This is a genomic window from Microbacterium aquimaris (assembly GCF_039531285.1).
Taxonomy (GTDB): domain Bacteria; phylum Actinomycetota; class Actinomycetes; order Actinomycetales; family Microbacteriaceae; genus Microbacterium; species Microbacterium aquimaris.
In genome coordinates this window covers 464,968-488,093 of sequence record NZ_BAAAPT010000002.1, presented here as the reverse complement: position 1 = coordinate 488,093, position 23,126 = coordinate 464,968, and the positions used below count along the sequence as shown (strand labels likewise).

Here is a 23,126-nt window from a genome sequence, read left to right as displayed (position 1 = left end):
GTCCCTTCGGGCGCCGGCGCAACCCCTTCCGCTCGCGCCGGGTTCGGCGTATCTTCGGCAATGTCGGAAAGGAGTCACACCATGGGAACGACCGAGACCACGCACGGACTGTGGGTCGCCTACGGACCCGCGGGAGTCGTCGGTAGCATCCGCCACGACGATGAGGGCTACACCGTCACGATGGCCGGTGCAGACGAGACCACGGGCACCTATCCCACGATGGAGATCGCCAAGAACGCGCTCCACGCCCACCTCAAGCCCGGGTCGGACTGGCCCCAGTTCCGCCAGCACTGATCACGCGCGGGCGGGCGGAGAAGGTCGCGTGTCCAACAGGGGCATCGCGATGTGCACGAGCGGGCCGATCAGCACCGCGAACATCACGGTGCCGACACCGACGGTTCCCCCCAGCGCCCACCCGAGGGTGAGCACCGTCAGTTCGACGCCACCGCGCGCGAGGAACAGCGGCCATCCCCAACGGTGATGGATCCCGGTCATGAGGCCGTCTCGGGGGCCGGGGCCGAAGTGCGCCCCGATGGACAAACCCGAGGCGACCGCGACGAGGCCGATCCCGACCACGCAGACCGGGAGTTGCCAGAGGATGCCCTCCACGGGTGGGGTGAGGTCGAGTACCCCCTGCATCGCGCAGCCCACGACGAGGATGTTCGCGACCGTGCCGACGCCGGGGCGCTGACGGAGCGGGATCCAGACCAGGAGCACCGCGAACCCGATGAGATCGGTCACCCAGCCGACGCCGATACCGGTTCGGGCGGAGACCCCCTCGGCGAGGACCGTCCACGCCGATCCCGGCCCGCACCGTCAGGGCGCAACCGGCCCCGTACAACACGAGACAGGTGAGCAGCCGGAGGACGCGGCGTCGCATGACGCGATCCAATCTCAGGATTGGCGCGAGGTAAACAGGCCAATGTGATAGATCTGGCTTCGTGGATGCGAAGATCTCAGCCCGCGCCCTGGCCTCGGCTCTCGGAGGGTGGCGATCGCGTGAGCCTGCGTACGAGGCCCTGGCGGACGGTGTCCGGTTGCTCTGCATCGACAACCGCATCGCGCCGCGCACGGCCCTCCCCGCCGAACGAGAACTCGCCCGCGCGCTCGGGCTCAGCCGCAGCACGGTCGCGGCCGCATATCGCCGGCTCCGCGAGACGGGCCACATCGCCAGCGTGCGCGGCTCGGGCTCGATCACGCTTCCGTTGCGCCGCGACGACCCCGGGCACGCCGGTGGTGCGGACGGCGCGATCGACTTGCAACGTGCAGGTCCGCCCGCGTGGCCGGGCCTTGCCGGCGTGGTCGCGGAGGCAGCCGCGGGTGCGTCGTCGATCATCGGTCGCTCCGGGTACGACCTCATCGGCGACCTCCGGCTGCGGGAGGGGATCGCCGCCCGGTACGCTGCGCGCGGGTTGCCCACCGACCCAGACCAACTGCTCATCACCAACGGTGCGCAGAGCGCCATCCACCTGATCGCACGCACGCTCGTCGGGCGTGGTGATCGCGTGCTGCTGGAGACGCCGACCTACCCGCACGCCGCAGATGCGTTCCGGGGAGCCGGGGCCCGTCTGGTGGGTGTCCCGGTCACGACCTCGAAGGGCTGGGACCTCGACCGTGCCGTCCAGGCCTTCGGCCGGACGATGCCGATGCTCGCCTACCTCATGCCGGACTTCCAGAACCCGACGGGGCGCTCGATGTCCGACACGGAGCGTGCGGTGTTCCTCCGGGAGGCCGAACGCGCCGGCACGACGTTGATCGTCGACGAGACGACGGCAGACCTCGGCATCGACCACCGCACCGGGGACCGCTCCTTCCGTTCCGCCGATCCCGCACACGTCGTGCGCATCGGCTCGGTCGGCAAGACCGTCTGGGGCGGTCTCCGGGTGGGGTGGGTCCGCGGCGAGACCGGCCTGATCCGCCGCCTGGTGGCCGCGCGCCCGGTGGGCGACCTCGGAACCCCGGAGTTGGAGCAGGAGATCGCGCGTCGTCTCGTGGGACGGATGGACGAGATCATCGCGCAGCGCGCACACGTGCTCGGAGAAGGTCGCGACGCACTCGTGCGATCGTTGCGTGCGCACCTGCCGGACTGGTCGGTTCCCGACGTGCGTGGCGGCGTCTCGCTGTGGATCGGCCTGGACGCACCGTTGAGCTCGGCGCTGGTCTTGGACGTGCGTCCACGAGGGCTCCTCCTCTCTGCCGGACCGCGATTTTCTCTCGAGGGAGGACATGATCGACATCTCCGCGTGCCGTTCACCGCGTCTGCCGAGACCCTGCGGCGGGCGGCGGGCATCCTCGCGGAGCGATGGCCCGAGGTGCGGCGTCTTGCGCCGCAGGTGGGCGCCGAGACGTTGGCCTCTGTCGTGTGAACCGGTGACGGACCTGTTCACAGATAGCGGATGCAGTCCACGGCGTCGTCGGGTGACCAGAACTCGCCGAGGCTCTGGAACTGTCTGCGCAGGGGGTTGAGGCGCCGCGCCCGCCAACGCCCTTCGCCCTCGTCTCCCGCGCGCTCGAGATGCCCGAGGATATGCCCGTGCGCGTCGAGCACACGCCAGAGACCGGATGACGCCGGCTGCAGGTGCACAGGCGTGCTCCGTGTGAGGCGGGGCGCCGGAGAATGGGTCGCGACAGTCATGGTGGACTCCTCTCGTGTCGAAGCTATCTTCGACCCCGGACATCGCGGTTCTTCTCCTGCACAGGTGATCTCCCTCGCGCCCTGTCCACGGCGCGCCCGCACGTCCGTGCCCGTCGACGCCGTCTCCGGGACGCTGGTCGTGTCGACGGCCGCCGGGTACGAGCCCGTCGCCTGAGGGGACAGTCCCCGCACCCGAGGAGGAGACATGAACGACACCATCACCGTCATCGGCAACCTCGCCACCCCGCCGGAGATCAAGCGGCTTCCCGACGGCACATCGGTCACGAGCTTCCGCCTCGCCTCCAACCGGCGGAAGTTCGACAGCGGGGCGGGGCGCTTCGTCGACGTCGACGCCAACTACTACACCGTTTCGGTGTATCGCGAGTTCGGTGACCATGTCGCCCGGTCTTTGCAGAAGGGGGACCGGATCGTCGTCGCCGGGCGGTTGCGTCTGCGGTCGTGGCAGACCGAGCACGGCTGGCGCACGGTCCCGGAACTGGACGTCGATGCGATCGGCCCGGACCTCCGTTTCGGCACGACGACCTTCGTCCCGATGGAACATCCCCGCCGTGACGCCGACCGACCGGGATCGCCGGGGGAGGATGTCGCAACGCGCGGCGACGATGGGGCGCGCGCATCTTCGGATCCGTCCGAGCAGATGTCGGGGGCGGCTCCGGGGGACTGGGGTGCGCCCTCCCGTGTCGGCGCCGACCCGACGCCGTTCTGAACGGGGGCACAGGTCCGTCCCCGTAGACTCGGCATCGTGTCCCCGCGCCTGCGAGTCGCCCTCCTCCCGCGTCCGACCCCGATCCGTCCGGGCAGCGCGTCGCGTCGCGGCGTGGGCGTGTTGTCCCTGGTCGGAGTGATCGCTCTGGCCGGCTGCGGGGTCTTCGCCCCCGAGTCGGAGCCGGCCACGACACCGACGATGTCGATCGATGTCACGCCGACGCCCACGCCGACACCGGAGGAACCGGCCCTCGATCCCGACGGGACGGCCCAAGACAACCTCGCCTACTTCACGCTCATCGTCGAAGAGGTCTGGGCGGGGGAGGACCGCGCGTCCGGACGCGCGTATGTGGATGCGCTGGTGGCCGCGGGGTTCGACAAGGACGCCATGCAGGTCACCGAGGACATGTCCACGGTGGGCAACCCCGCCGAGAGCATCCAGTTCTCCGTCGAATGGGGGCAAGAGTGCCTGGTCGGGCAGGTGGGACCGGCCACGGGCGATCCGTTCACGGTGGTTGTCGATGTCCTTCCCGGTGGCGGATGCCTCGTCGGGGACACCCGCGTCATCGACTGGTGATCGCCGTCCCGGGCCGGGCGCGGCGGGGGCTCCGAGCCGCATAGACTGGACGCGCTATGGCTGAGTACATCTATCAGATGGTCCGCGCGCGTAAAGCCGTGGGCGAGAAGTTGATCCTTGACGACGTCACGATGTCGTTCCTCCCCGGCGCGAAGATCGGCATGGTCGGCCCGAACGGCGCCGGCAAGTCGACGATCCTCAAGATCATGGCGGGGCTCGACCAGCCCTCCAACGGTGAGGCGAAGCTCAGCCCGGGCTTCACCGTGGGGATCCTGATGCAGGAGCCCGAGCTGGACGAGACCAAGACCGTGCTCGAGAACATCCAGGACGGCGTCGCCATCAAGGCCAAGCTCGACCGGTTCAACGAGATCTCCGCGCTGATGAGCGACCCCGACGCCGACTTCGACACCCTGCTGGCGGAGATGGGGCAGCTGCAGGAGGAGATCGACGCCGCCGACGCGTGGGACCTCGACTCTCAGCTGGAGCAGGCGATGAACGCGTTGCGCACACCCCCGGGTGACGCCGAGATCGCCCACCTGTCGGGAGGTGAGAAGCGTCGTGTCGCGCTGACCAAGCTCCTTCTCCAGAAGCCGGACCTGTTGCTTCTCGACGAGCCCACCAACCACCTCGACGCGGAGAGCGTGCTGTGGCTCGAGCAGCACCTGCAGAAGTATGCCGGCGCGGTCATCGCGATCACGCACGACCGGTACTTCCTCGACAACGTCGCCGAGTGGATCGCCGAGGTCGACCGCGGGCGGCTCTACCCCTACGAGGGCAACTACTCCACCTATCTCGAGAAGAAGCGTGAGCGCCTGGAGATCCAGGGCAAGAAGGATGCGAAGCTCGCCAAGCGCCTGTCCGAGGAACTGGACTGGGTGCGCTCGAACACGAAGGGACGCCAGGCCAAGTCGAAGGCCCGTCTGGCTCGCTACGAGGAGATGGCCGCAGAGGCGGAACGCACGCGGAAGCTCGACTTCGAGGAGATCCAGATCCCACCGGGGCCGCGACTGGGCAACATCGTGATCGAGGCCAAGAAGCTCCAGAAGGGCTTCGACGGTCGATCGCTCATCGACGGTCTCAGCTTCAGCCTCCCGCCCAACGGCATCGTCGGGGTCATCGGACCCAACGGCGTCGGCAAGACGACGCTGTTCAAGACCATCGTGGGTCTCGAACCCCTCGATGGCGGAGACCTGAAGGTCGGCGAGACGGTCAAGATCAGCTACGTCGACCAGACCCGCTCGAGCATCGACCCGAACAAGTCGCTGTGGGAGGTCGTCTCGGACGGACTGGACATCATCACGGTCGGCAAGACCGAGATCCCCTCGCGCGCCTACGTGTCGAAGTTCGGGTTCAAAGGTCCCGACCAGCAGAAGAAGGCCGGCGTGCTCTCCGGAGGAGAGCGCAACCGCCTGAACCTCGCCCTCACGCTGAAGGAGGGCGGGAACCTGCTCCTGCTCGACGAGCCGACGAACGACCTCGACGTCGAGACGCTCGGCTCGCTCGAGAACGCGTTGCTCGAATTCCCCGGCTGTGCCGTGGTCATCACGCACGATCGGTGGTTCCTGGACCGCATCGCGACGCACATCCTGGCGTACGAGGGCACGGACGAGAACCCCGACCGGTGGTACTGGTTCGAGGGCAACTTCGAGGCGTACGAGCAGAACAAGCTCGAGCGGCTCGGGCCCGACGCGCTCAACCGGTCCAGCTCGACCTACCGCAAGCTCACGCGTGACTGAGACCACCGGCGGTCGTCTGCACATCCCCATCCACCTGCGGTGGGGGGATCTCGACGCGTTCAACCACGTCAACAACGCCACCATGCTCAAGCTCCTCGAGGAGGCGCGCGTGCGGGCGTTCTGGGCGCCGCGGGAGGGGGAGACGGCACCGTCCACGGCTGTGCTGGACTCCGGGCTGCACAGCGGGGTTTTGACGCTGATCGCGCGGCAGGAGATCGAATACCTCGCGCCCGTGCCCTACCGACGTGAACCGCTCGACGTGCAGATCTGGTTCGGACGCCTCGGCGGATCGAGCATCGAGGTCTGCTACGAGGTGTGCGGGCCGATCACCGATCCGGAGCCGGAGGTGTTCGCCCGGGCGACCGGCGTCGTCGTGAAGGTGGATGCCGCCACGGGGCGCCCGATGAAGCTGTCCGCCGAGGAACGGGCGGCGTGGGAGCCGTTCCTGGGTGAGCCGATCACGTTCGGCCACCGCCGCTGACGCGCGCGCCGGTCACGGAGTCGGCACCCGCACCATCACCTCCTGGGCGATGCTGGCAACCAGTATGCCGTCCTGCGTGTATATGCGACCGGTGCCCAGCCCGCGTCCACCGCGGGCGCTCGGTGACTCCTGCACGTACAGGAGCCACTCGTCGACGCGGGCCGAGCGATGCCACCACATCGCATGGTCGAGACTGGCGACTTTGAGCCCCGGCTTCGCCCACGGTATCCCGTGGGCGCGCAGGATCGGCTCCTGGATCGTCAGGTCGCTCATGTAGGCCAGAACCGCGCGGTGGATCACGGGGGTGTCGCCGATCGGTCGTCGCACCCGCAGCCAGACCGCCTGGCTGGGGCTGTGTTCTCCGTCGACCGAAAGGTAGATCGGTCCGGGGATGTGCCGAAGATCGATCGGGCGATCCACGAAGAGGCTCTTCGACATCGGGTTCATCCCGCTCAGGTGCGCCTCGATGTCGGGAAGCGCATCGGGGGCGGGGAGCCCCTCCGGCATCGGGGCGTGATGCTCCATTCCGGGGTCCTCGTCCTGGAACGACGCGATCATCGAGAAGATGGGCACACCCTCCTGGAACGCCTGGGTGCGTCGGGTCGAGAAGGAACGACCGTCGTGGATGCGGTCCACCGCGAAGGTGATCCCCTTATCGGCATCACCCGGTCGCAGGAAGTACCCGTGCATCGAATGCACCGCGCGGTCGTCGGGGATCGTCCGTTCGGCCGCGACGATCGACTGCGCCAGCACCTGGCCGCCGAACACGCGCCCGAGGGGCATCGCGTGGGAGGAGCCGATGAAGATGTCCTCGGTCGTCCGCGCCGCGGTCGAGGAGAGGTCGAGGACATCCAACATGCGGGCGACGGGGTCGGTGTCGCCGGGTGCGGGCGAAACGGGGTCGACGTCGGTCATGGTGCCTTCCGGATGCCGGTCACGCCGCGGGGAGCACGGCTGGTCGATAGTCTAAGTCGGATGTCCCCGCGCCTCCTGCTCGCCGACCCGCACGCCGCCGCGGATGCGCTCACCTTCGCCGGCCGGACCCGTCCTCTCGGCGACGGGGCCGTCCGCCTCCGCGCGTCCCGCGGCGTCCTGGTGATGACCGCCGCCCCGCTTTCGCCGCGTGGATTGTTCGACCGGACTCCGACCGTGCTGGCCATGCGGATACTCCCGGCCGACCCCGAGCTGGAGTGTGACATCGTCGTCGACGCCGCCGCTCTGGCGCCGGCAGAGGGTTCCGCGTCGGCGCTGGAATTGCCCGACACGGCTCTCTCGGCGCCCTGGGCCGGTGTGTCTCCGCCGCGCGGCGGCTGGAAGCCCAGCGGCGCGTTGGCCGCGTCGGTGCTGGCCACGCGTGCACAGTTCGGTATCGCGGCGGTCGCGGAGGCGATGCCCGTCGATCCGGGCGAAGACGTCGTGCGCGAAGTCCGGGCGGCGGTGTGGGGCGAACCCGACGCTGCGCTGGCCGATCTTCCGCTCGGCACGGCGTTCGCCGCCTTCGCACTCGGCTTCATCGCCGGCGAAGAAACGGCGACGGTCTTCGAGAACGGGCCCTGGACCCGCGTCACGCTGGACCGCGGACACGTCCTCGTCCGAGGCCCCGCGCGTGTCGGCCTCACGGAGGTGCGCGCCACCGGCGCGCGGTGAGCGGTGTTCAGACCGCCGCCGCGGCGGCCCGCCCGGCGGCGCGGCCGCTGAAGAGGCACCCCCCGACGAACGTGCCCTCCAGCGCACGATAGCCGTGGACTCCGCCACCGCCGAACCCGCTCGCCTCGCCGGCCGCGTACAGCCCCGGGACGGGGTCGCCGTCGGCCCTGAGGGCGCGGGACGCGAGGTCGGTCTCGATGCCGCCGAGCGATTTCCGGGTGAGGACGTGCAGCTTCACCGCGATGAGGGGACCGGCCGCCGGATCGAGCAACCGATGCGGCGACGCGGTGCGGATCAGGCGGTCGCCGCGGTACGCGCGAGCGGAACGGAGCATCGCGATCTGCGCGTCCTTGGTGAAGGTGTTGCCCACCTCCCGGTCGCGGGCCTCGACCTCTGAGCGCACCAGGTCCGCGTCCAGCACGTCGCCGCCGGGGAGTTCGCGCATGCCGCGCACGAGTGCATCGAGGTCGTCACGCACGACGAAGTCGGCGCCGTGATCGAGGAAGTCCTGGACGGGCCCACCCGGTCCCTTTCCGAGTCGGGAACGCAACAGGAGCTTCAGATCCTTGCCCGTGAGGTCGGGGTTCTGCTCGCTCCCCGAGAGGGTGAACTCCTTCTCGACGATTTTCTGCGACAGCACGAACCACGAATGGTCGTGGCCGGAGGTGCGCAGGTGCGCCAGGGTACCCAGCGTGTCGAAGCCCGGATACAGCGGGACCGGAAGCCGCCTCCCGGTCGCGTCGAGCCACAAGGACGAGGGGCCGGGCAGGATGCGGATCCCGTGCCCGGGCCAGATCGGGTCCCAGTTCTGCAGGCCTTCGACGTAGTGCCACATGCGGTCGCCGTTGATGAGGTGGGCACCGGCGTTCTCGGTGACCTCGAGCATCGAACCGTCGACGTAGGCCGGGACGCCGGTGACCATCGTCGCCGGCGGGGAACCCAACCGGTCGGGCCAGCGCCTGCGGACCAGGTCGTGGTTGCCTCCGATACCGCCGGATGCCACGATCGTCGCGGCCGCCTCGATGCGGAAATCACCGACGACCTGGCGCGAGGACTCCGCGCCACGGGCCGCGCCGGAAGGGGCGAGCACATCGCCGGAGGCCCCGGTGACCGTGCCCGCGTCGACGGTGAGCTCCCGCACGCGGTGACGCGGGAGCACCGTGGCGCGCCCGACGGACTCCGCCCGTTCCAGGTCGGCCTGGAACGGGGCGACCAATGCCGGTCCCGTCCCCCAGGCGATGTGGAAGCGGGGCACGGAGTTTCCCGGCCCGGTGGCGCCGTAGCCGCCCCGCTCGGCCCAGCCGACCACCGGGAAGAACCCCACGCCTTTCGCCCGCAACCATTCGCGCTTCTCCCGATGGGCGAATTCGAGGTAGGCCTCCGCCCAACGACGTGGCCAGGCATCCTCCTCGCGGTCGAAGCCCGCGGTTCCGAACCAGTCCTGCCGCGCCAGCTCCGGGGAGTCGCGGATGCCCATCCGGCGCTGCTCGGGGGAGTCCACGAAGAAGAGCCCTCCGAAGGACCACCACGCCTGCCCGCCGAGGTTGGCGCGGGGCTCCTGGTCGATGACCGTCACGTGCTTGCCGACCGCGAGTGCCTCGCTCGCGGCGACCAGGCCGGCCAGCCCCCATCCGATGACGAGGACGTCGGTCTTCACGGGGGCGGTCATCGGGACTCCTTCGTCTCGAGGGGCGTCAGTCGGGCGTGTCGTCGCGAACGGTCACCGACAGGTTCCCACGATCCCGCCCGTCGGGCGGCGCGCCGATGCCGGCGGGCTCGAACGTGTTCACCATCGCATGCGCGGCCCGTTGCAGATAGTCCCACAGCGTCTCCTCGTACAGCGGCGGCAACCGGAGGGATTCGACCGCGGCGCGCATGTGGGTCAGCCACCTGTCGCGGGCGGGCGGATCGACGTGGAAGGGACGATGACGCATGCGCAGGCGTGGATGACCCCGTCGCTCACTGTAAGTCGTCGGTCCGCCCCAGTACTGCTCCAGAAACATCAACAGACGTTCTTTGGCCGGGCCGAGATCCTCTTCGGGATACATCGGCTTGAGGAGGTCGTCCTGTGCGACGCCGTCGTAGAAGACGTCGACCAGTCTGACGAAGGTGTCGTGCCCGCCGACCTGGTCGTAGAAACTCCCCGGTGTCGAATCGGTCATCGTCGCTGTCCTCCGACCCGGGTCACTCTTGCGCGTCGCGCTCCTGGACCGCCAGGGCCCGCTCGACGCCCGCGAGGTTCTCATAGACCATACGGCGCAACGCCGCGGGGGCGTCGCCATGGGCCTCCAGCCATGCGCGCGTGGCGTCACGCAGTTCCGTCGAGGCGAGCACGCTCGGGTACAGCCCCGTGATGAGATACTCCGCGATCTTGTAGGTGCGGCTGGTCCACACGGTGTCGAGCATGCCGAAGTACGGTTCGATGAACTCCGGGAGCAGATCGACGCCCGACGGGTGCACGAAGCCCATGGCGGCGAACCGCACGATGGTGTTCGGCAGGTCGTCGCGTTCGACCAGTGACGCCCACGCGGCCTTCTTCGCCTCCGGTGTCGGCAAGGCCGCCTTGGCCTGGGCGGCGAACTCGCCACCCTTGGCGGTGTTGTCCTGTGCGAGCGCGCGGTCGATGTCGGGGACGTCCACGACACCCCCGGCGGCGAGGGAGACCAGGAGCTGCCAGGCCAGGTCGGTGTCGATCTCCAGTCCCGCCAGGGTCGTTTCGCCCTCGCGCAATGCGCGAACGTGTTCCCACTGCGCCGGGGTGGCCGCGGCGGACGCGAACGAGGTCACGAACTGCAGTTGGCTGTCGCTTCCGGCGGGGGCCGACCGCGCGAGCTCCCACAGGGCGTCGGCGACCTTGATCCGTGTGACGTCTCGCTTTTCGGGGGCCACATACGCACCCGCCGCGAGCTGGAGCTGCGCGAGCGTGGTGCGCACGGTCGTCGACTCGGTCTCGGTCCCGATGTTGCGCAGCACCAGATCGACGTAGTCGCTCGCGGACGCCTCCGCGTCACGGGTCTGGTCCCATGCCGCGCCCCACACGAGGGATCGGGCGAGGGGGTCGCTGATCTTGGAGAGGTGGTCGACCGCGGTCTGCAGGGAGCGCTCGTCGAGGCGGATCTTCGCGTAGGCGAGGTCTTCGTCGTTGAGGAGGACGAGGTCGGGGCGCTGCTCACCGACGAGATCCGGCACCTCGGTGAGGTCGCCGTCCACATCCAACTCGATGTGGCGGGTGCGCACGAGGCTGTCGCCGTCGAGGTTGTAGAACCCGATCCCGAGGCGGTGCGGGCGGATCGTCGGGTAATCGGCCGGGGCGGTCTGGACCACGGCGAAACGTGAGATCGTCCCGTCGGCACCCTCGGTGATGGCGGGGGACAGGGTGTTCACCCCGGCGGTCTCGAGCCACTTCTTCGACCATCCGGACAGGTCGCGACCACTCGTGGCCTCCAGCTCGACGAGAAGGTCGGGGAGCTCGGTGTTTCCGAACTCGTGCTTCTTGAAGTAGGCCGACACTCCGGCGAAGAACGCCTCGACGCCGACCCATGCAGCCAGCTGTTTGAGCACCGAACCGCCCTTGGCGTACGTGATGCCGTCGAAGTTGACCTGTACGTCCTCGAGATCGTTGATCTCCGCGACGACCGGGTGGGTCGAGGGCAACTGATCCTGGCGGTAGGCCCAGGTCTTCTCCATCGCGTTGAAGGTCGTCCACGCGGCGGTCCATTCGGTGGCTTCGGCGGTGGCGATCGTCGACGCCCACTCGGCGAAGGACTCGTTCAACCACAGGTCGTTCCACCACTTCATGGTGACCAGGTCACCGAACCACATGTGCGCCAGTTCGTGCAGGATCGTCACGACACGGCGCTCACGTACGGCGTCGGTGACCTTGCTGCGGAACACATAGGTCTCGGTGAACGTGACCGCGCCGGCGTTCTCCATCGCGCCGGCGTTGAACTCCGGCACGAACATCTGGTCGTACTTGGCGAACGGGTACGGGTAGTCGAACTTCTCCTCGTAGTACGCGAAGCCCTCCCGGGTCTTCTCGAACACGTAGTCGGCGTCGAGGTACTCCCACAGGCTCTTGCGGGCGAAGACGCCGAGCGGGATGACCCGACCGGACGCGCTCGTCAGCTCCGAGAAGGTGGCTTCGTACGGTCCGGCGACCAGCGCCGTGATGTACGACGAGATGACCGGTGTCGGCTCGAAGGTCCACATGGCCAGGCCCTCGCCGGCGGGCGTGGGGTCGGGGGTGGGCGAGTTGGAGATGACCTTCCACTGCGCAGGCGCGATGACGGTGAATTGGAACTGTGCCTTCAGGTCGGGCTGCTCGAACACCGCGAACACGCGGCGCGAGTCGGGCACCTCGAACTGGGTGTACAGGTAGACCTCTCCGTCGACCGGGTCGACGAAGCGGTGCAGGCCCTCACCGGTGTTGGTGTAGACGCAGTCCGCGTCCACGATCAGCTCGTTCGACGACGCCAGCCCGTCGAGGGCGATGCGCGAATCGGCGAAGGCGACGGCCGGGTCGATGGCGCGGCCGTTGAGGGTGATCTCGCGGATCTCCCGCGCGATCAGGTCGATGAACGTCGAGGCGCCCTCGGTCGCGGTGAACCGCACGACCGTTCGGGAGCCGAACACCTCGGCGCCCTTGTTCAGATCGAGCGTGATCTCGTACGACTGCGTGTCGACGATCGCACGGCGCTCCTGCGCTTCGAGGCGGGTGAGGTTCTCTCCTGGCACTGCGTCTGCTCCCGGGGTTTGGGTGGATGCCGCGGAGCGGCGCTGCTGGCGCCGGCGACAACCCTCCTACCCTACGACAGTCCGAGGGACGGATACGGTGTCCTCCCACGGTGCGAAGATGAAAGGGTGAGTACGAGTTCTCCCGCATCCGACCCCGCCGAATCCGGCCCCGTACCGTTCGCATCGCCGTGCGCCGCGTCCGGCCCCGCCCACGTGGAGGTCCCCGTGGCCTACGACGGACTCCTGCTCGCGGGGTTCGGTGGTCCGGAGGGTCAAGACGACGTCATCCCGTTCCTGCGGAACGTGACCCGCGGGCGCGGGATCCCCGATGAACGCCTCGAAGAAGTCGCACACCACTATCGGCACTTCGGTGGGGTCAGCCCCATCAATGCGCAGAATCGCGCTTTGAAGGCGGCGCTCGAAGCCGAACTCGACCGCCGCGGCATCGATCTGCCCGTCTACTGGGGAAATCGCAACTGGTCCCCGTACCTCGAGGACGCGGTCCAGGAGGCCGCCGAAGCGGGGGACACCGCGCTGCTGGCCTTGGCCACGAGCGCCTACAGCTCCTTCTCGAGCTGCCGCCAGTACCGCGAGGACTTCGCGCGCGTGTTGACCGACACCGGACTGGGGGACCGGGTGACCATCGACAAGATCCGGCAGTTCTTCGATCACCCCGGCTTCGTCCAGCCCTTCATCGACGGCGTCGAATCCGCCGTCCGACGCTTCGTCGTCGACGAGGGTGTGGACCCCCGGAAGGTGCACGTGCTGTTCTCCACCCACAGCATCCCGACCGCCGACGCGCAGCGGTCGGGCCCCCGCGACATCGACTTCGGTGACGGCGGCGCCTACGCCGCCCAGCACCTGGCCGTCGCCGAGGTCGTGATGGACGCGGTCGCCCGGGCCGTGACGGGCGCCGAGGAGACCCCGTGGGAACTGGTGTACCAGTCGCGTTCGGGTCCCCCCACCCAACCCTGGCTCGAACCCGACGTCTGCGACGTCATCTCCGCTCTGCCCTCGCGCGGGGCCGAGGCGGTCGTCATCGTGCCGCTCGGCTTCGTCAGCGACCACATGGAGGTGCTCTGGGACCTCGACACCGAAGCGATGGAGGCCGCGGAGGAAGCCGGGCTCCGGGCCGTCCGATCTCAGACGCCGGGCGTCGACCCCGCCTACGTGAGCGGTCTGGTCGACCTCGTCGAAGAGCGACTCGCCGGCACGAAGAAGGGTGACCGGCCGCATGCGACCCCGCTCGGGCCCTGGTTCGACGTCTGCCGCCCGGGCTGCTGCGAGAACGTCCGCGCCGGGTTCAAGCCCGCCGCCGCCGGCATCGCGCCGTGAGCGCCGTCAATAGGATGGGCGGCATGCGCATCCACATCGCCACCGATCACGCCGGTCTGGAATTCTCCACGCAACTGCAGCACCACCTCGCCGCGCAGGGACACGACGTGATCGACCACGGCCCGATCGAGTACGACCCGATCGACGATTACCCGGCGTTCTGCATCCGTGCCGCCCAGGCCGTCGTGGCCGACCAGGCCGCGGGGATCCCCACCCTCGGTGTCGTCTTCGGCGGCTCGGGAAACGGCGAGCAGATCGCCGCGAATAAGGTCGACGGCATCCGCGCGGCGCTCGTGTGGAGCATCGCGACGGCGGAACTGGCGCGGGAGCACAACGACGCGAACGTGATCGCGATCGGCGCGCGTCAGCACACGTTCGACGAGGCGGTGACCTTCATCGACCGGTTCGTGGCGACGCCGTTCTCGCACGACGAACGACACGTGCGGCGCATCGGTCAGATCGCCGCCTTCGAGCGCGACGGGTCCCTCGTCGCCGATCCGCGCGCCACCCCTGCGGGAGCGGACGTGCTCGCGGCCGAGGGTAGCTCGTTCGATCCCGAAGCCGGCTGATGCCCGAAGGGCATTCCGTCCACCGCATCGCGCGTCAGTTCGATCGGAACATCGTCGGGCATCCCGTGGCGGCCTCCAGCCCGCAGGGGCGTTTCGCGGAGGGCGCGTCGCTGCTGGACGGTCGGACGCCGCGGGAGGTGCGCGCGGTCGGCAAACAGATGTTCCTGGCCTTCGACGACGACCTGTGGCTGCGCGTCCACCTCGGGATGTACGGTGCCTGGGACTTCGCCGGCGACATCCTGGTGGACCCCACGATCGCCTCAGCCAACGGGCGGATGGGACAGACCGCCCAGCGCGGCACCGACCTGGACCGACCGGTCTTCGACGATGCGGGTGAGAACTCGCTGTCGTCCATCGGCGCCCCCCGTCGGGCGCGCGTGCACGTGCGCATGTCGGAGCAGACGACCGGACTCGGCGACGACGGACATCAGTGGCCCCCGCCGATCGTCGGGCAGGTGCGGCTGCGGTTGATCACCGACGCGGTGTGCGCCGATCTTCGCGGCCCGACCGCGTGTGCCATCCAGACCGGGGAGGAGATGGCCGCGACCGTCGCCAAGCTCGGCCCCGACCCGCTCGTGGACGATCTCCAGGACGGCGAGGAACGGTTCACCTCCGTCGTCCGGCGCAAGCGGACCGCCATCGGACTCCTCCTCATGGACCAGGCGGTCGTCTCCGGCATCGGCAACGTCTACCGCGCCGAGATGCTGTTCCGCGCCCGGTTGAACCCGTACACTCCGGGTCGCGACGTGGCGGAGGAGACCGTGCGAGGGCTGTGGCGCGACTGGGCGCAGTTGCTCGCGGTCGGTGTCGAGACCGGTCAGATGATGACGATGGACGGACTCGGGCCCGACGAGTACCGCAAGGCCATGGCCCATCGGGACGACCGGCACTGGGTGTACCACCGCGCCGGTCTGCCGTGCCGGGTCTGCGGCACCGAGATCGCGGTCGAGGAGGCCGCAGGCCGCAAGCTGTACTGGTGCCCGCGCTGTCAGACGTGAGCGGCTCGGACCCGTAGGCTTGCCGGGTGCGTCAAAACCCTCCGCGGGCGGCCGCCCGCGCCGCAGACAGGTGGGACCGATGATCGGTCCGGGGGCCGAGATCGGCACCATCACCGGGGGCCGTCTGGCCGGCCCGGGGTGGGAGCTCGCCCCGCCGGGGCCGGTCGACATCTTCCTCGAGCACGGGCGAATCCTCGACATCGCGCCGGCAGGTGTGCTCGCGCCGCGCGGCGTCGTACTCGACGCCGACGGCGGTTTCGTGGTCCCGGGCCTGTGGGACCACCACGTGCACGTGATGCAGTGGTCCCTCGTCGCCCAGCGGCAGCACCTGGACATCGCAGAGTCGGCGGCCCACGCGGCCGAGATCATGGCGTGGGCCCCGGTGCTCTCGGACGGGCGCCGCGTGGGAACCGGTTTCCGCGACGGGCTGTGGGCCGACGCGCCCTCCCTCGACCTTCTCGACGCGGCCACCGGCGCCGTGCCGACCTATCTCATCAACTCCGACGTGCACAGCGTCTGGATGAACTCCGCCGCGTTCGAGCGCGAGGCGATGACGGCCGACGAGACCGGAGTCGTCCGCGAGGAGCCCGCGTTCGAGATCTCCCGTCGCCTCAACGACGTCGATCCCGCGGTCGGCGACGCCGCCGTGGCGGCGATGGCATCCGAGGCCGCCTCGCGAGGGGTGGTCGGGATCGTCGATCTCGACATGGCGTGGAACGCCGCGGCGTGGGAGCGCCGTGTCGCGGGGGGGTTCGACACGCTCCGCGTCGACTTCGGCGTGTATCCCGAAGACCTCGAGCGCGCGATCACGGAGGGGCTTCGTAGCGGGGCCGCGCTGCCGGGGTCGGGCGGACTCGTGAGGATGGGGCCGTTGAAGATCATCACCGACGGGTCGCTCGGAACGCGGACCGCGGCGTGCTCGCGCCACTACACCGGCGAACCCGGCAACACCGGTGTCCTCAACTACCCGCTCACGGAGGTGCGGGCGTTGATGACCCGGGCCACCGGAGCAGGGATATCGTGCGCGATCCACGCGATCGGTGATGTCGCCAACTCCGCCGCCCTCGACGCCTTCGCCGCCACCGGGGCCACCGGGACGATCGAACACGCACAGTTGGTCGCGCACGCCGACATCCCCCGATTCGCCAGGCTCGGCGTCGCGGCGAGCGTCCAGCCGGAGCACGCGCTCGATGATCGCGACATGACCGATGCGATGTGGCGCGATCAGACCGCGCAGGCCTATCCGCTGCGTGCGCTGGCCGAGGCCGGAGCCAACCTCCGCCTGGGTTCGGACGCGCCGGTCGCTCGGTTGGACCCCTGGGCGGCGATGGCCTCTGCCGTGTACCGCACCCGGGACGGACGGGAGCCGTGGCGTCCCGACGAGCGCATCAGCGCCGACATCGCGCTGGCCGCCTCCACCCGGGGAGGGTCGGGTGCGCCGTCCACCCTCGCGCCGGGCTCGGTCGCCGACCTGGCCGTGTGCGACCGGAACCCGCTCGACGCCGACGAGTGGGAGATGCGCGCCACGGTCGTCTCCGCGACGCTCCTCGCCGGTCGACTCACCCATCTGGCCTGAGACGCGACGAAGCCCCCGGGCGGACCCGGGGGCTTCGGTCAGTCGGCGACCGCGGTCACTCCGCGACGTGCGCGACGAGGAACCAGCGGTCCTTCTCGATGGTCTGCTTGAGGCCGATCGCGATGTCCTGGCTGGTCAGGTCGACCTCGTCGAGGCCTTCGATCGCAGCCTGCAGGTCGGCGATCACCGCGTCCATGTCCGCGATGACGGCCCGCACGATGTCCTGCCACTGCGTGAATCCGGCGGGGACGGCAGTGGCCTTGGTCTTCTCGGCGACCGTCCCGAGTCGCGCGTCGACGGGGAGGCCGAGAGCCACGATGCGCTCCGCGGCTTCGTCGGCACCGGCCTGCGCGTGGTCGACCACGGAGTCGAGCAACTCGTGGATGGCGATGAAGTTCGCCCCGCGCACGTTCCAGTGCGCCTGCTTGCCGTTGACCGCGAGAGCCTGCATGCCCAGCACGACCGGGGTGAGGAACTGAGCGGTACCGGCCGCGACCGTGGGGTCCGCGGCGGTGGTGGGTGTGGTCTGAATGTCTGTCATCTCGTCGCCTCCATCCGGGCGGTTCCCGGCGGGTGTGCCGGCTCGTCGCCCTGTTGAGGACAACGCTACTCAGCCGGCGATATTCCGCAAGCAAGCCCAGGCTGTGCTTGGTTTTCTGAGGCTATCCATACCCGCCTGGGTCCGGGCCGCTAACCTGCACCCATGATCTCTTCAGATTCCTCCGTCCTGGCCGTGTCGGGCAAGACTCCGGTCGTCGACGACTCGGCGTTCGTGGCTGCGGGCGCCCGGGTCATCGGTGCGGTCACCCTCGGTGCCGACGCGAGCGTGTGGTACAACGCGGTGCTCCGGGCCGACAGCGCATCGATCACGATCGGCAACGGCAGCAACCTGCAGGACAACGTCTCGGTCCACGTCGACGCCGGGCGACCGGTCGTCCTCGGCGAAAACGTCTCGGTCGGGCACAACGCGGTGGTGCACGGCTGCACCGTCGGCGACGGTTCGCTCATCGGCATGGGCAGTGTGATCCTCTCCGGGGCGCAGATCGGCGCGGGATCTCTCGTGGCCGGGGGAGCGGTGGTGCTCGAAGGGACCGTCGTGCCGCCCCACTCGCTCGTGGCCGGCGTGCCCGCGAAAGTGCGTCGTGAACTGACGGATGAGGAGCGTGCCGGCATCCGTCGCAACGCGGACACGTATCGTGCACACCTCGCCGCCCACCGCGACGCCGAGCCGATCGACGGATCGTAGACCGCTCCGGCCATCGCCACACCGGATCCCCTCCCACCCATCCCCTCGCACCCATCCCGCTCCGCAGTCGTGTTCTGCGGGTTTCCGGCGTGAAGATCCACATGGACCGACTGCGGAAGGCGGAGCCGCCGCGGGGGGGGGGTGACTGCGGAGAGGGAGGAGGGGGCGCGGGGGACATGCGAAAGCCCTTCCGCACCACGGGAGGGGTGCGGAAGGGCGGTGGAGGGGATGACGGGAATCGAACCCGCACCATCAGTTTGGAAGACTGAGGCTCTACCATTGAGCTACATCCCCGCAGCGGCGAACCGCGGCGGGACCAGTCTAGACGAGATTCCGGCATGGTCCGGACCACCGCGAAGGCGAGTCCCCGTCGCGTCGGCTAGACTTCTCGGGGCCGATCGCCGCACGTCTACGTGCGCGCACCCAACCGGGGCGTAGCTCAGCTTGGTAGAGCGCCCGCTTTGGGAGCGGGAGGCCGCAGGTTCAAATCCTGTCGCCCCGACGTCCACCGACCAAGACTCAACCGCCGCGCTCTCGCGCGGTCGATACCGAGGAGAACGAACAGGCATGGTCACGAGCACCGTCGAGAAGCTGAGCCCCACCCGGGTGAAGCTGCACATCACGGTCACCCCCGACGAGCTGAAGCCGAGCATCACGCGCGCCTACGACGTGATCGCCAAGGATGTGCAGATCCCCGGCTTCCGCAAGGGCAAGGTCCCCGCGCCGATCATCGACCAGCGCATCGGGCGCGGTCCGGTTCTGGAGCAGGCCGTCAGCGACGGTCTCGACGCGTTCTACCGTCAGGCCGTAGAAGCCGAGGGTGTCCGCGTGCTGGGTCGTCCCAGCGCCGACGTGCTCGAGTGGCCTGACGAGAAGGACTTCTCCGGTGACCTCAAAGTCGCCGTCGAGGTCGATGTGCGACCCGAGTTCGACCTCCCGGCCTACGAGGGCCTGACCGTCGAGGTCGACTCCGTCGAGGTCGACGAGACCGCCGTGGACGAGGAACTGGACAAGCTGCGCGCCCGCTTCGGCACGCTGGTCACCGTCGAGCGTCCCGCCGCCACAGGGGACTTCGTCGAGCTCGACCTCGTCGCATCCATCGACGGCGCCGAGATCGACCGCGCCGAGGGCGTGTCCTACGAGGTGGGCTCCGGTGAGCTGCTCGAAGGCATCGATGAGGCCATCGACTCCCTCACCGCCGGTGAGGACACCACCTTCCGCTCGAAGCTCGTCGGCGGAGACCACGCCGGCGAGGAGGCCGAGGTCTCGGTTTCGGTCAAGGCCGTCAAGGAGCGCGAGCTCCCCGAGGCCGACGACGACTTCGCGCAGATCGCGAGCGAGTTCGACACGATCGCCGAGCTCCGCGAGAGTCTGAGCGAGCGTGCGTCGCAGCAGTCGGTGTTCACGCAGGGCTCTGCGGCGCGCGACAAGCTCGTCGAGCAGCTGCTGGAGCAGGTCGAGATCGCCGTTCCCCCGCAGCTCATCGAAGACGAGGTGCACGCCCACCTCGAGCAGGAGAGCCGCCTTGAGGACGACGAGCACCGCGCCGAGGTGACCGAGGCCAGCGAGAAGCAGTTCCGCACCCAGATGCTGCTGGACGCGATCGCCGAGCAGGCTGAGGTCCAGGTCTCGCAGGAAGAGCTGACGCAGTATCTCGTGCAGTCGGCCTCGCAGTACGGCATGGCCCCGCAGGAGTTCGTCCAGGCGCTGCAGCAGCAGAACCAGCTGCCGGCCATCGTCGCCGAGGTCGCCCGGAACAAGGCCCTCGCCGTCGCGCTGGGCAAGGTCACCGTCGTCGACTCCGCCGGCAACCCCGTCGACCTCACCGGCTTCATCGCCGTCGAGGACGAGGAGGCCGCCGAGGAGGAGGTCGTCGAGGAGGCTGAAGAGATCCTCGAAGAGGCCGCCGAGGCCGAGGCCGAGGACGCCGACGACACGAAGTGATCGCCCTCGGGTGATGAGGGGCGGATGCTGCGGCATCCGCCCCTTCGTCGTCCCATCACCGACGATCTGCCCACGGCGAACACGGCCGGTCCGCCCGCCGGGCGCCGGTAGATTCTTCTCAGACCCAAGGAATCAGGAGCACACATGGCCGCTGAACCCCTTGTCGCGACGAGCGTCTTCGACAAGCTGCTGAGAGACCGCATCATCTGGCTCGGGTCGGAGGTGCGCGACGAGAACGCGAACGAGATCTGCGCGAAGATCCTCCTCCTCGCCGCCGAAGACCCCGAGAAGGACATCTACCTCTACATCAACTCGCCCGGAGGTTCGATCACCGCGGGCATGGCGATCTACGACACCATGCAGTTCGTGCCGAACGACATCGTCACCGTCGGCATCGGCATGGCCGCGTCGATGGGGCAGCTTCTGCTGACCAGCGGCACCAAGGGCAAGCGTTACATCACCCCGAACGCGCGAGTGCTGCTGCACCAGCCGCACGGAGGATTCGGAGGCACGGCCAGCGACATCCAGACGCAGGCGCAGCTCATCCTCGACATGAAGAAGCGTCTCGCCGAGATCACCGCGTCCCAGACCGGAAAGAGCGTCGAGCAGGTCAACGCGGACGGAGACCGCGACCGGTGGTTCACCGCCACCGAAGCGCTCGAATACGGCTTCGTCGACCACATCCGCGAGCACGCCGCCGACGTCTCGGGCGGCGGCGGTACCGCCAGCTGATCCCGTAGGCGAAAGAGAGAGAAGCGCACATGTACACCCCCACCCACGGTGTTCCCGCCCCCGCCGGCGTGCAGATGCCCGGCAGCCGCTACGTGCTCCCGCAGTTCGAGGAACGCACCGCCTACGGCTACAAGCGTCAGGACCCCTACAACAAGCTGTTCGAAGACCGCGTGATCTTCCTCGGCGTGCAGGTCGACGACGCATCGGCGGACGATGTCATGGCTCAGCTGCTCGTGCTCGAGAGCCAGGACCCCGACCGCGACATCATCATGTACATCAACTCGCCCGGCGGTTCGTTCACCGCCATGACGGCGATCTACGACACGATGCAGTACGTCTCGCCGGAGATCCAGACGGTCGTGTTGGGTCAGGCGGCGTCCGCCGCGTCGGTGCTCCTGGCCGCGGGTGCCCCGGGCAAGCGCCTCGCGCTTCCCAACGCACGCATCCTCATGCATCAGCCCGCCGTCGGCGAGGCCGGGCACGGGCAGGCCTCCGACATCGAGATCCAGGCGGCGGAGATCCTCCGCATGCGCACGTGGCTCGAAGAGACGATGGCCGCGCACACCAACCGCACCGCCGAGCAGGTGAACAAGGACATCGACCGCGACAAGATCCTCTCCGCCTCGGAGGCTCTCGAGTACGGGGTCGTCGACCAGGTGCTGAGCACGCGCAAGCGCACGCCGGCCGCGATCACGTCCTGACGCAAGATCGCCGCTGGACGCCCCGTCTCCTCCGCGAGGCGGGGCGTCGTCGTGTCACCGGCCGGTCGGGACATTCGGTCGTCGCAATTCCCACCGATGTCACAGGCACGGGTTAGGCTCGAAGGACACCCGGGGCAGACGCCCGCTGTTTGAGGAGGAGCCGGATGGCACGCATCGGAGAGAGCGCCGACCTGTTCAAGTGCTCCTTCTGTGGCAAGAGCCAGAAGCAGGTGCAGCAGCTGATCGCCGGTCCCGGCGTGTACATCTGTGACGAGTGCGTCGAGCTGTGCAACGAGATCATCGAAGAGCGCATGGCCGAGTCATCGTCGGACGAGGTGGCGGACTTCGATCTGCCGAAGCCGCGGGAGATCTTCGCCTTCCTCGAGGAGTACGTGGTCGGGCAGGAAGACGCCAAGCGTGCCCTGTCGGTCGCGGTCTACAACCACTACAAGCGGGTCCGCGCCCACGGCACGATCCAGTCGGCGGAGCAGCGGGCCGAAGAAGTCGAGATCGCCAAGAGCAACATCCTGCTGCTCGGCCCCACCGGGTGTGGCAAGACCTACCTCGCCCAGACCCTCGCGAAACGTCTGAACGTGCCGTTCGCCGTCGCCGACGCGACCGCCCTGACCGAAGCGGGATATGTCGGGGAGGACGTGGAGAACATCCTCCTCAAGCTGCTCCAGGCGGCGGACTTCGACACCAAGCGCGCCGAGACCGGCATCATCTACATCGACGAGGTCGACAAGGTCGCCCGCAAGGCCGAGAACCCCTCGATCACCCGCGATGTCTCGGGTGAGGGCGTGCAGCAGGCCCTGCTGAAGATCCTCGAGGGCACGGTGGCCTCGGTGCCGCCGCAGGGGGGACGCAAGCACCCGCACCAGGAGTTCATCCAGATCGACACGACGAACGTCCTGTTCATCGTCGCCGGCGCGTTCGCCGGGCTGGAGGACATCATCTCGTCGCGTGTGGGCAAGCACGGTGTCGGGTTCGGTGCCCCGCTGCACACCAAGGGCGACGACCTCAACCTCTTCTCCGAGGTGCGCCCGGAGGACCTCCACAAGTTCGGTCTGATCCCGGAGTTCATCGGCCGCCTCCCGGTCGTCGCCGCGGTCTCGCCGCTGGACCGCGAGGCACTCATGGAGATCCTCACCGCCCCGAAGAACGCCCTCGTCAAACAGTACGAGCGCATGTTCGAACTCGACGGGGTGGACCTGGAGTTCGATCGCGCTTCGCTCGAGGCGATCGCCGATCTCGCCGTGGAGCGCAAGACCGGTGCGCGCGGTCTGCGTGCGATCCTCGAGGACGTGCTCGGTCCGATCATGTTCGAGATCCCCTCCGCCGACAACGTCGAGAAGGTCATCGTCACCCGTGAGTCCGTGGAGAAGGGTGCGGCACCCACGCTGGTCATGCGCGAGAAGCGAAAGAGCGCCTGAGGCCGTTCTGCGACGAAGGCCCCGTCCGTTCATCGGGCGGGGCCTTCGCGCGTGCG

The 23,126-nt window shown here is 68.9% G+C and carries 23 protein-coding genes and 2 tRNA genes; 17 read left to right on the top strand and 8 right to left on the bottom strand.

The window, feature by feature from the left end:
- Nucleotides 1–81: 81 nt before the first annotated feature.
- The gene (locus tag ABD204_RS11870; protein ID WP_194424671.1) at nucleotides 82–294 is read left to right on the top strand and encodes a methyltransferase; all 213 of its coding nucleotides are present in this window, start codon (nucleotides 82–84) and stop codon (nucleotides 292–294) included.
- On the opposite strand, the gene ABD204_RS11865 is transcribed toward ABD204_RS11870, so the two are convergent.
- Nucleotides 295–741: a YczE/YyaS/YitT family protein gene (locus ABD204_RS11865; RefSeq protein WP_241747989.1), complete on the bottom strand. Its 447-nt coding sequence runs from the start codon at nucleotides 739–741 to the stop codon at nucleotides 295–297. It abuts the gene before it with no gap.
- 200 nt (nucleotides 742–941) lie between these two features.
- On the opposite strand from ABD204_RS11865, the gene yczR reads away from it, so the two are divergent.
- A complete protein-coding gene (gene yczR / locus ABD204_RS11860; RefSeq protein WP_194424672.1) occupies nucleotides 942–2,366 on the top strand; it encodes a MocR-like transcription factor YczR in 1,425 nt (474 codons plus the stop codon).
- Between the two features lie 17 nt (nucleotides 2,367–2,383).
- On the opposite strand, the gene ABD204_RS11855 is transcribed toward yczR, so the two are convergent.
- A complete protein-coding gene (locus tag ABD204_RS11855) occupies nucleotides 2,384–2,635 on the bottom strand; it encodes a hypothetical protein (RefSeq protein ID WP_194424673.1) in 252 nt (83 codons plus the stop codon).
- 205 nt (nucleotides 2,636–2,840) lie between these two features.
- On the opposite strand from ABD204_RS11855, the gene ssb reads away from it, so the two are divergent.
- The 4 genes from ssb to ABD204_RS11835 are packed head-to-tail and all read left to right on the top strand — an operon-like array spanning nucleotide 2,841 to nucleotide 6,155.
- Nucleotides 2,841–3,362, top strand: coding sequence for a single-stranded DNA-binding protein (gene ssb / locus ABD204_RS11850; RefSeq protein WP_194424674.1), 522 nt, complete (start codon nucleotides 2,841–2,843; stop codon nucleotides 3,360–3,362).
- Nucleotides 3,363–3,398: 36 nt separating this feature from the next.
- The gene (locus tag ABD204_RS11845; RefSeq protein WP_322597608.1) at nucleotides 3,399–3,938 is read left to right on the top strand and encodes a DUF6993 domain-containing protein; all 540 of its coding nucleotides are present in this window, start codon (nucleotides 3,399–3,401) and stop codon (nucleotides 3,936–3,938) included.
- Nucleotides 3,939–3,994: 56 nt separating this feature from the next.
- Complete coding sequence (gene ettA / locus ABD204_RS11840; RefSeq protein WP_194424675.1) at nucleotides 3,995–5,674, top strand: energy-dependent translational throttle protein EttA; 1,680 nt, start codon at nucleotides 3,995–3,997, stop codon at nucleotides 5,672–5,674.
- A complete protein-coding gene (locus ABD204_RS11835; protein ID WP_194424676.1) occupies nucleotides 5,667–6,155 on the top strand; it encodes an acyl-CoA thioesterase in 489 nt (162 codons plus the stop codon). Before ettA ends, ABD204_RS11835 begins: the two co-directional genes overlap by 8 nt.
- Nucleotides 6,156–6,167: 12 nt before the next feature.
- Here the strand turns inward: ABD204_RS11835 and ABD204_RS11830 are convergent, their stop codons facing one another.
- Entirely contained in the window at nucleotides 6,168–7,070 is a 903-nt protein-coding gene (locus ABD204_RS11830; RefSeq protein WP_194424677.1) for an acyl-CoA thioesterase, read from the bottom strand.
- Between the two features lie 60 nt (nucleotides 7,071–7,130).
- On the opposite strand from ABD204_RS11830, the gene ABD204_RS11825 reads away from it, so the two are divergent.
- Nucleotides 7,131–7,802: a DUF8185 domain-containing protein gene (locus ABD204_RS11825; RefSeq protein WP_194424678.1), complete on the top strand. Its 672-nt coding sequence runs from the start codon at nucleotides 7,131–7,133 to the stop codon at nucleotides 7,800–7,802.
- Between the two features lie 7 nt (nucleotides 7,803–7,809).
- Here ABD204_RS11825 and ABD204_RS11820 read toward each other — a convergent pair whose 3' ends face one another.
- Genes ABD204_RS11820 through pepN form a run of 3 tightly spaced genes read right to left on the bottom strand, consistent with a single transcriptional unit; the run spans nucleotide 7,810 to nucleotide 12,536 of the window.
- Nucleotides 7,810–9,471, bottom strand: coding sequence for an FAD-binding dehydrogenase (locus ABD204_RS11820; protein ID WP_194424679.1), 1,662 nt, complete (start codon nucleotides 9,469–9,471; stop codon nucleotides 7,810–7,812).
- A 25-nt stretch (nucleotides 9,472–9,496) separates the two neighbouring features.
- Nucleotides 9,497–9,964, bottom strand: a complete 468-nt coding sequence (locus ABD204_RS11815; protein WP_194424680.1) for a globin — start codon at nucleotides 9,962–9,964, stop codon at nucleotides 9,497–9,499.
- A gap of 22 nt (nucleotides 9,965–9,986) precedes the next feature.
- On the bottom strand, nucleotides 9,987–12,536 hold the full coding sequence (gene pepN, locus ABD204_RS11810; protein ID WP_194424681.1) for an aminopeptidase N: 2,550 nt from the start codon (nucleotides 12,534–12,536) through the stop codon (nucleotides 9,987–9,989).
- Between the two features lie 126 nt (nucleotides 12,537–12,662).
- On the opposite strand from pepN, the gene ABD204_RS11805 reads away from it, so the two are divergent.
- The 4 genes from ABD204_RS11805 (at nucleotide 12,663) to ABD204_RS11790 (ending at nucleotide 17,014) form a co-directional block, all read left to right on the top strand.
- Nucleotides 12,663–13,871, top strand: coding sequence for a ferrochelatase (locus ABD204_RS11805; RefSeq protein WP_194424682.1), 1,209 nt, complete (start codon nucleotides 12,663–12,665; stop codon nucleotides 13,869–13,871).
- A gap of 23 nt (nucleotides 13,872–13,894) precedes the next feature.
- A complete protein-coding gene (locus ABD204_RS11800; protein WP_194424683.1) occupies nucleotides 13,895–14,440 on the top strand; it encodes a ribose-5-phosphate isomerase in 546 nt (181 codons plus the stop codon).
- Nucleotides 14,440–15,438, top strand: a complete 999-nt coding sequence (locus ABD204_RS11795) for an Fpg/Nei family DNA glycosylase (protein WP_194424684.1) — start codon at nucleotides 14,440–14,442, stop codon at nucleotides 15,436–15,438. The genes ABD204_RS11800 and ABD204_RS11795 overlap by 1 nt, the downstream gene beginning before the upstream one ends.
- Nucleotides 15,439–15,517: 79 nt before the next feature.
- A complete protein-coding gene (locus tag ABD204_RS11790; protein WP_194424685.1) occupies nucleotides 15,518–17,014 on the top strand; it encodes an amidohydrolase in 1,497 nt (498 codons plus the stop codon).
- Nucleotides 17,015–17,069: 55 nt separating this feature from the next.
- Here the strand turns inward: ABD204_RS11790 and ABD204_RS11785 are convergent, their stop codons facing one another.
- Nucleotides 17,070–17,555: a Dps family protein gene (locus tag ABD204_RS11785; RefSeq protein ID WP_194424686.1), complete on the bottom strand. Its 486-nt coding sequence runs from the start codon at nucleotides 17,553–17,555 to the stop codon at nucleotides 17,070–17,072.
- A 162-nt stretch (nucleotides 17,556–17,717) separates the two neighbouring features.
- Here ABD204_RS11785 and ABD204_RS11780 point away from each other — a divergent pair, with 162 nt between their 5' ends.
- Nucleotides 17,718–18,260, top strand: coding sequence for a gamma carbonic anhydrase family protein (locus tag ABD204_RS11780; protein ID WP_194424687.1), 543 nt, complete (start codon nucleotides 17,718–17,720; stop codon nucleotides 18,258–18,260).
- Nucleotides 18,261–18,480: 220 nt separating this feature from the next.
- Here the strand turns inward: ABD204_RS11780 and ABD204_RS11775 are convergent.
- A tRNA-Gly gene (locus ABD204_RS11775) sits at nucleotides 18,481–18,554 on the bottom strand.
- Between the two features lie 134 nt (nucleotides 18,555–18,688).
- On the opposite strand from ABD204_RS11775, the gene ABD204_RS11770 reads away from it, so the two are divergent.
- The 5 genes from ABD204_RS11770 to clpX all read left to right on the top strand — a co-directional run bounded on the left by ABD204_RS11770 (nucleotide 18,689) and on the right by clpX (nucleotide 23,070).
- Nucleotides 18,689–18,762: transfer RNA gene (locus tag ABD204_RS11770), tRNA-Pro, on the top strand.
- 65 nt (nucleotides 18,763–18,827) lie between these two features.
- Nucleotides 18,828–20,204 carry a trigger factor gene (gene tig, locus ABD204_RS11765; protein ID WP_194424688.1) on the top strand — a complete coding sequence of 459 codons (1,377 nt, stop codon included), beginning with the start codon at nucleotides 18,828–18,830 and terminating at the stop codon, nucleotides 20,202–20,204.
- 144 nt (nucleotides 20,205–20,348) lie between these two features.
- Nucleotides 20,349–20,936 (top strand): ATP-dependent Clp protease proteolytic subunit, encoded by a 588-nt coding sequence (locus tag ABD204_RS11760; protein ID WP_194424689.1) that lies wholly within the window; start codon nucleotides 20,349–20,351, stop codon nucleotides 20,934–20,936.
- Between the two features lie 29 nt (nucleotides 20,937–20,965).
- Nucleotides 20,966–21,637, top strand: coding sequence for an ATP-dependent Clp protease proteolytic subunit (locus ABD204_RS11755; protein WP_194424690.1), 672 nt, complete (start codon nucleotides 20,966–20,968; stop codon nucleotides 21,635–21,637).
- A 164-nt stretch (nucleotides 21,638–21,801) separates the two neighbouring features.
- Nucleotides 21,802–23,070, top strand: coding sequence for an ATP-dependent Clp protease ATP-binding subunit ClpX (gene clpX, locus ABD204_RS11750; protein WP_194424691.1), 1,269 nt, complete (start codon nucleotides 21,802–21,804; stop codon nucleotides 23,068–23,070).
- Nucleotides 23,071–23,126 lie beyond the last annotated feature (56 nt).

What these genes read in the sequence shown, in the direction of transcription:
- ABD204_RS11870 (WP_194424671.1), top strand. Translation starts at nt 82, where the DNA reads ATGGGAACGACCGAGACCACGCACGGACTGTGGGTCGCCTACGGACCC.
- ABD204_RS11855 (WP_194424673.1), bottom strand. Translation starts at nt 2,635, where the DNA reads ATGACTGTCGCGACCCATTCTCCGGCGCCCCGCCTCACACGGAGCACG.
- ssb (WP_194424674.1), top strand. Translation starts at nt 2,841, where the DNA reads ATGAACGACACCATCACCGTCATCGGCAACCTCGCCACCCCGCCGGAG.
- ettA (WP_194424675.1), top strand. Translation starts at nt 3,995, where the DNA reads ATGGCTGAGTACATCTATCAGATGGTCCGCGCGCGTAAAGCCGTGGGC.
- ABD204_RS11830 (WP_194424677.1), bottom strand. Translation starts at nt 7,070, where the DNA reads ATGACCGACGTCGACCCCGTTTCGCCCGCACCCGGCGACACCGACCCC.
- ABD204_RS11825 (WP_194424678.1), top strand. Translation starts at nt 7,131, where the DNA reads ATGTCCCCGCGCCTCCTGCTCGCCGACCCGCACGCCGCCGCGGATGCG.
- ABD204_RS11820 (WP_194424679.1), bottom strand. Translation starts at nt 9,471, where the DNA reads ATGACCGCCCCCGTGAAGACCGACGTCCTCGTCATCGGATGGGGGCTG.
- ABD204_RS11815 (WP_194424680.1), bottom strand. Translation starts at nt 9,964, where the DNA reads ATGACCGATTCGACACCGGGGAGTTTCTACGACCAGGTCGGCGGGCAC.
- ABD204_RS11800 (WP_194424683.1), top strand. Translation starts at nt 13,895, where the DNA reads ATGCGCATCCACATCGCCACCGATCACGCCGGTCTGGAATTCTCCACG.
- ABD204_RS11795 (WP_194424684.1), top strand. Translation starts at nt 14,440, where the DNA reads ATGCCCGAAGGGCATTCCGTCCACCGCATCGCGCGTCAGTTCGATCGG.
- ABD204_RS11790 (WP_194424685.1), top strand. Translation starts at nt 15,518, where the DNA reads ATGATCGGTCCGGGGGCCGAGATCGGCACCATCACCGGGGGCCGTCTG.
- ABD204_RS11785 (WP_194424686.1), bottom strand. Translation starts at nt 17,555, where the DNA reads ATGACAGACATTCAGACCACACCCACCACCGCCGCGGACCCCACGGTC.
- ABD204_RS11780 (WP_194424687.1), top strand. Translation starts at nt 17,718, where the DNA reads ATGATCTCTTCAGATTCCTCCGTCCTGGCCGTGTCGGGCAAGACTCCG.
- tig (WP_194424688.1), top strand. Translation starts at nt 18,828, where the DNA reads ATGGTCACGAGCACCGTCGAGAAGCTGAGCCCCACCCGGGTGAAGCTG.
- ABD204_RS11760 (WP_194424689.1), top strand. Translation starts at nt 20,349, where the DNA reads ATGGCCGCTGAACCCCTTGTCGCGACGAGCGTCTTCGACAAGCTGCTG.
- ABD204_RS11755 (WP_194424690.1), top strand. Translation starts at nt 20,966, where the DNA reads ATGTACACCCCCACCCACGGTGTTCCCGCCCCCGCCGGCGTGCAGATG.
- clpX (WP_194424691.1), top strand. Translation starts at nt 21,802, where the DNA reads ATGGCACGCATCGGAGAGAGCGCCGACCTGTTCAAGTGCTCCTTCTGT.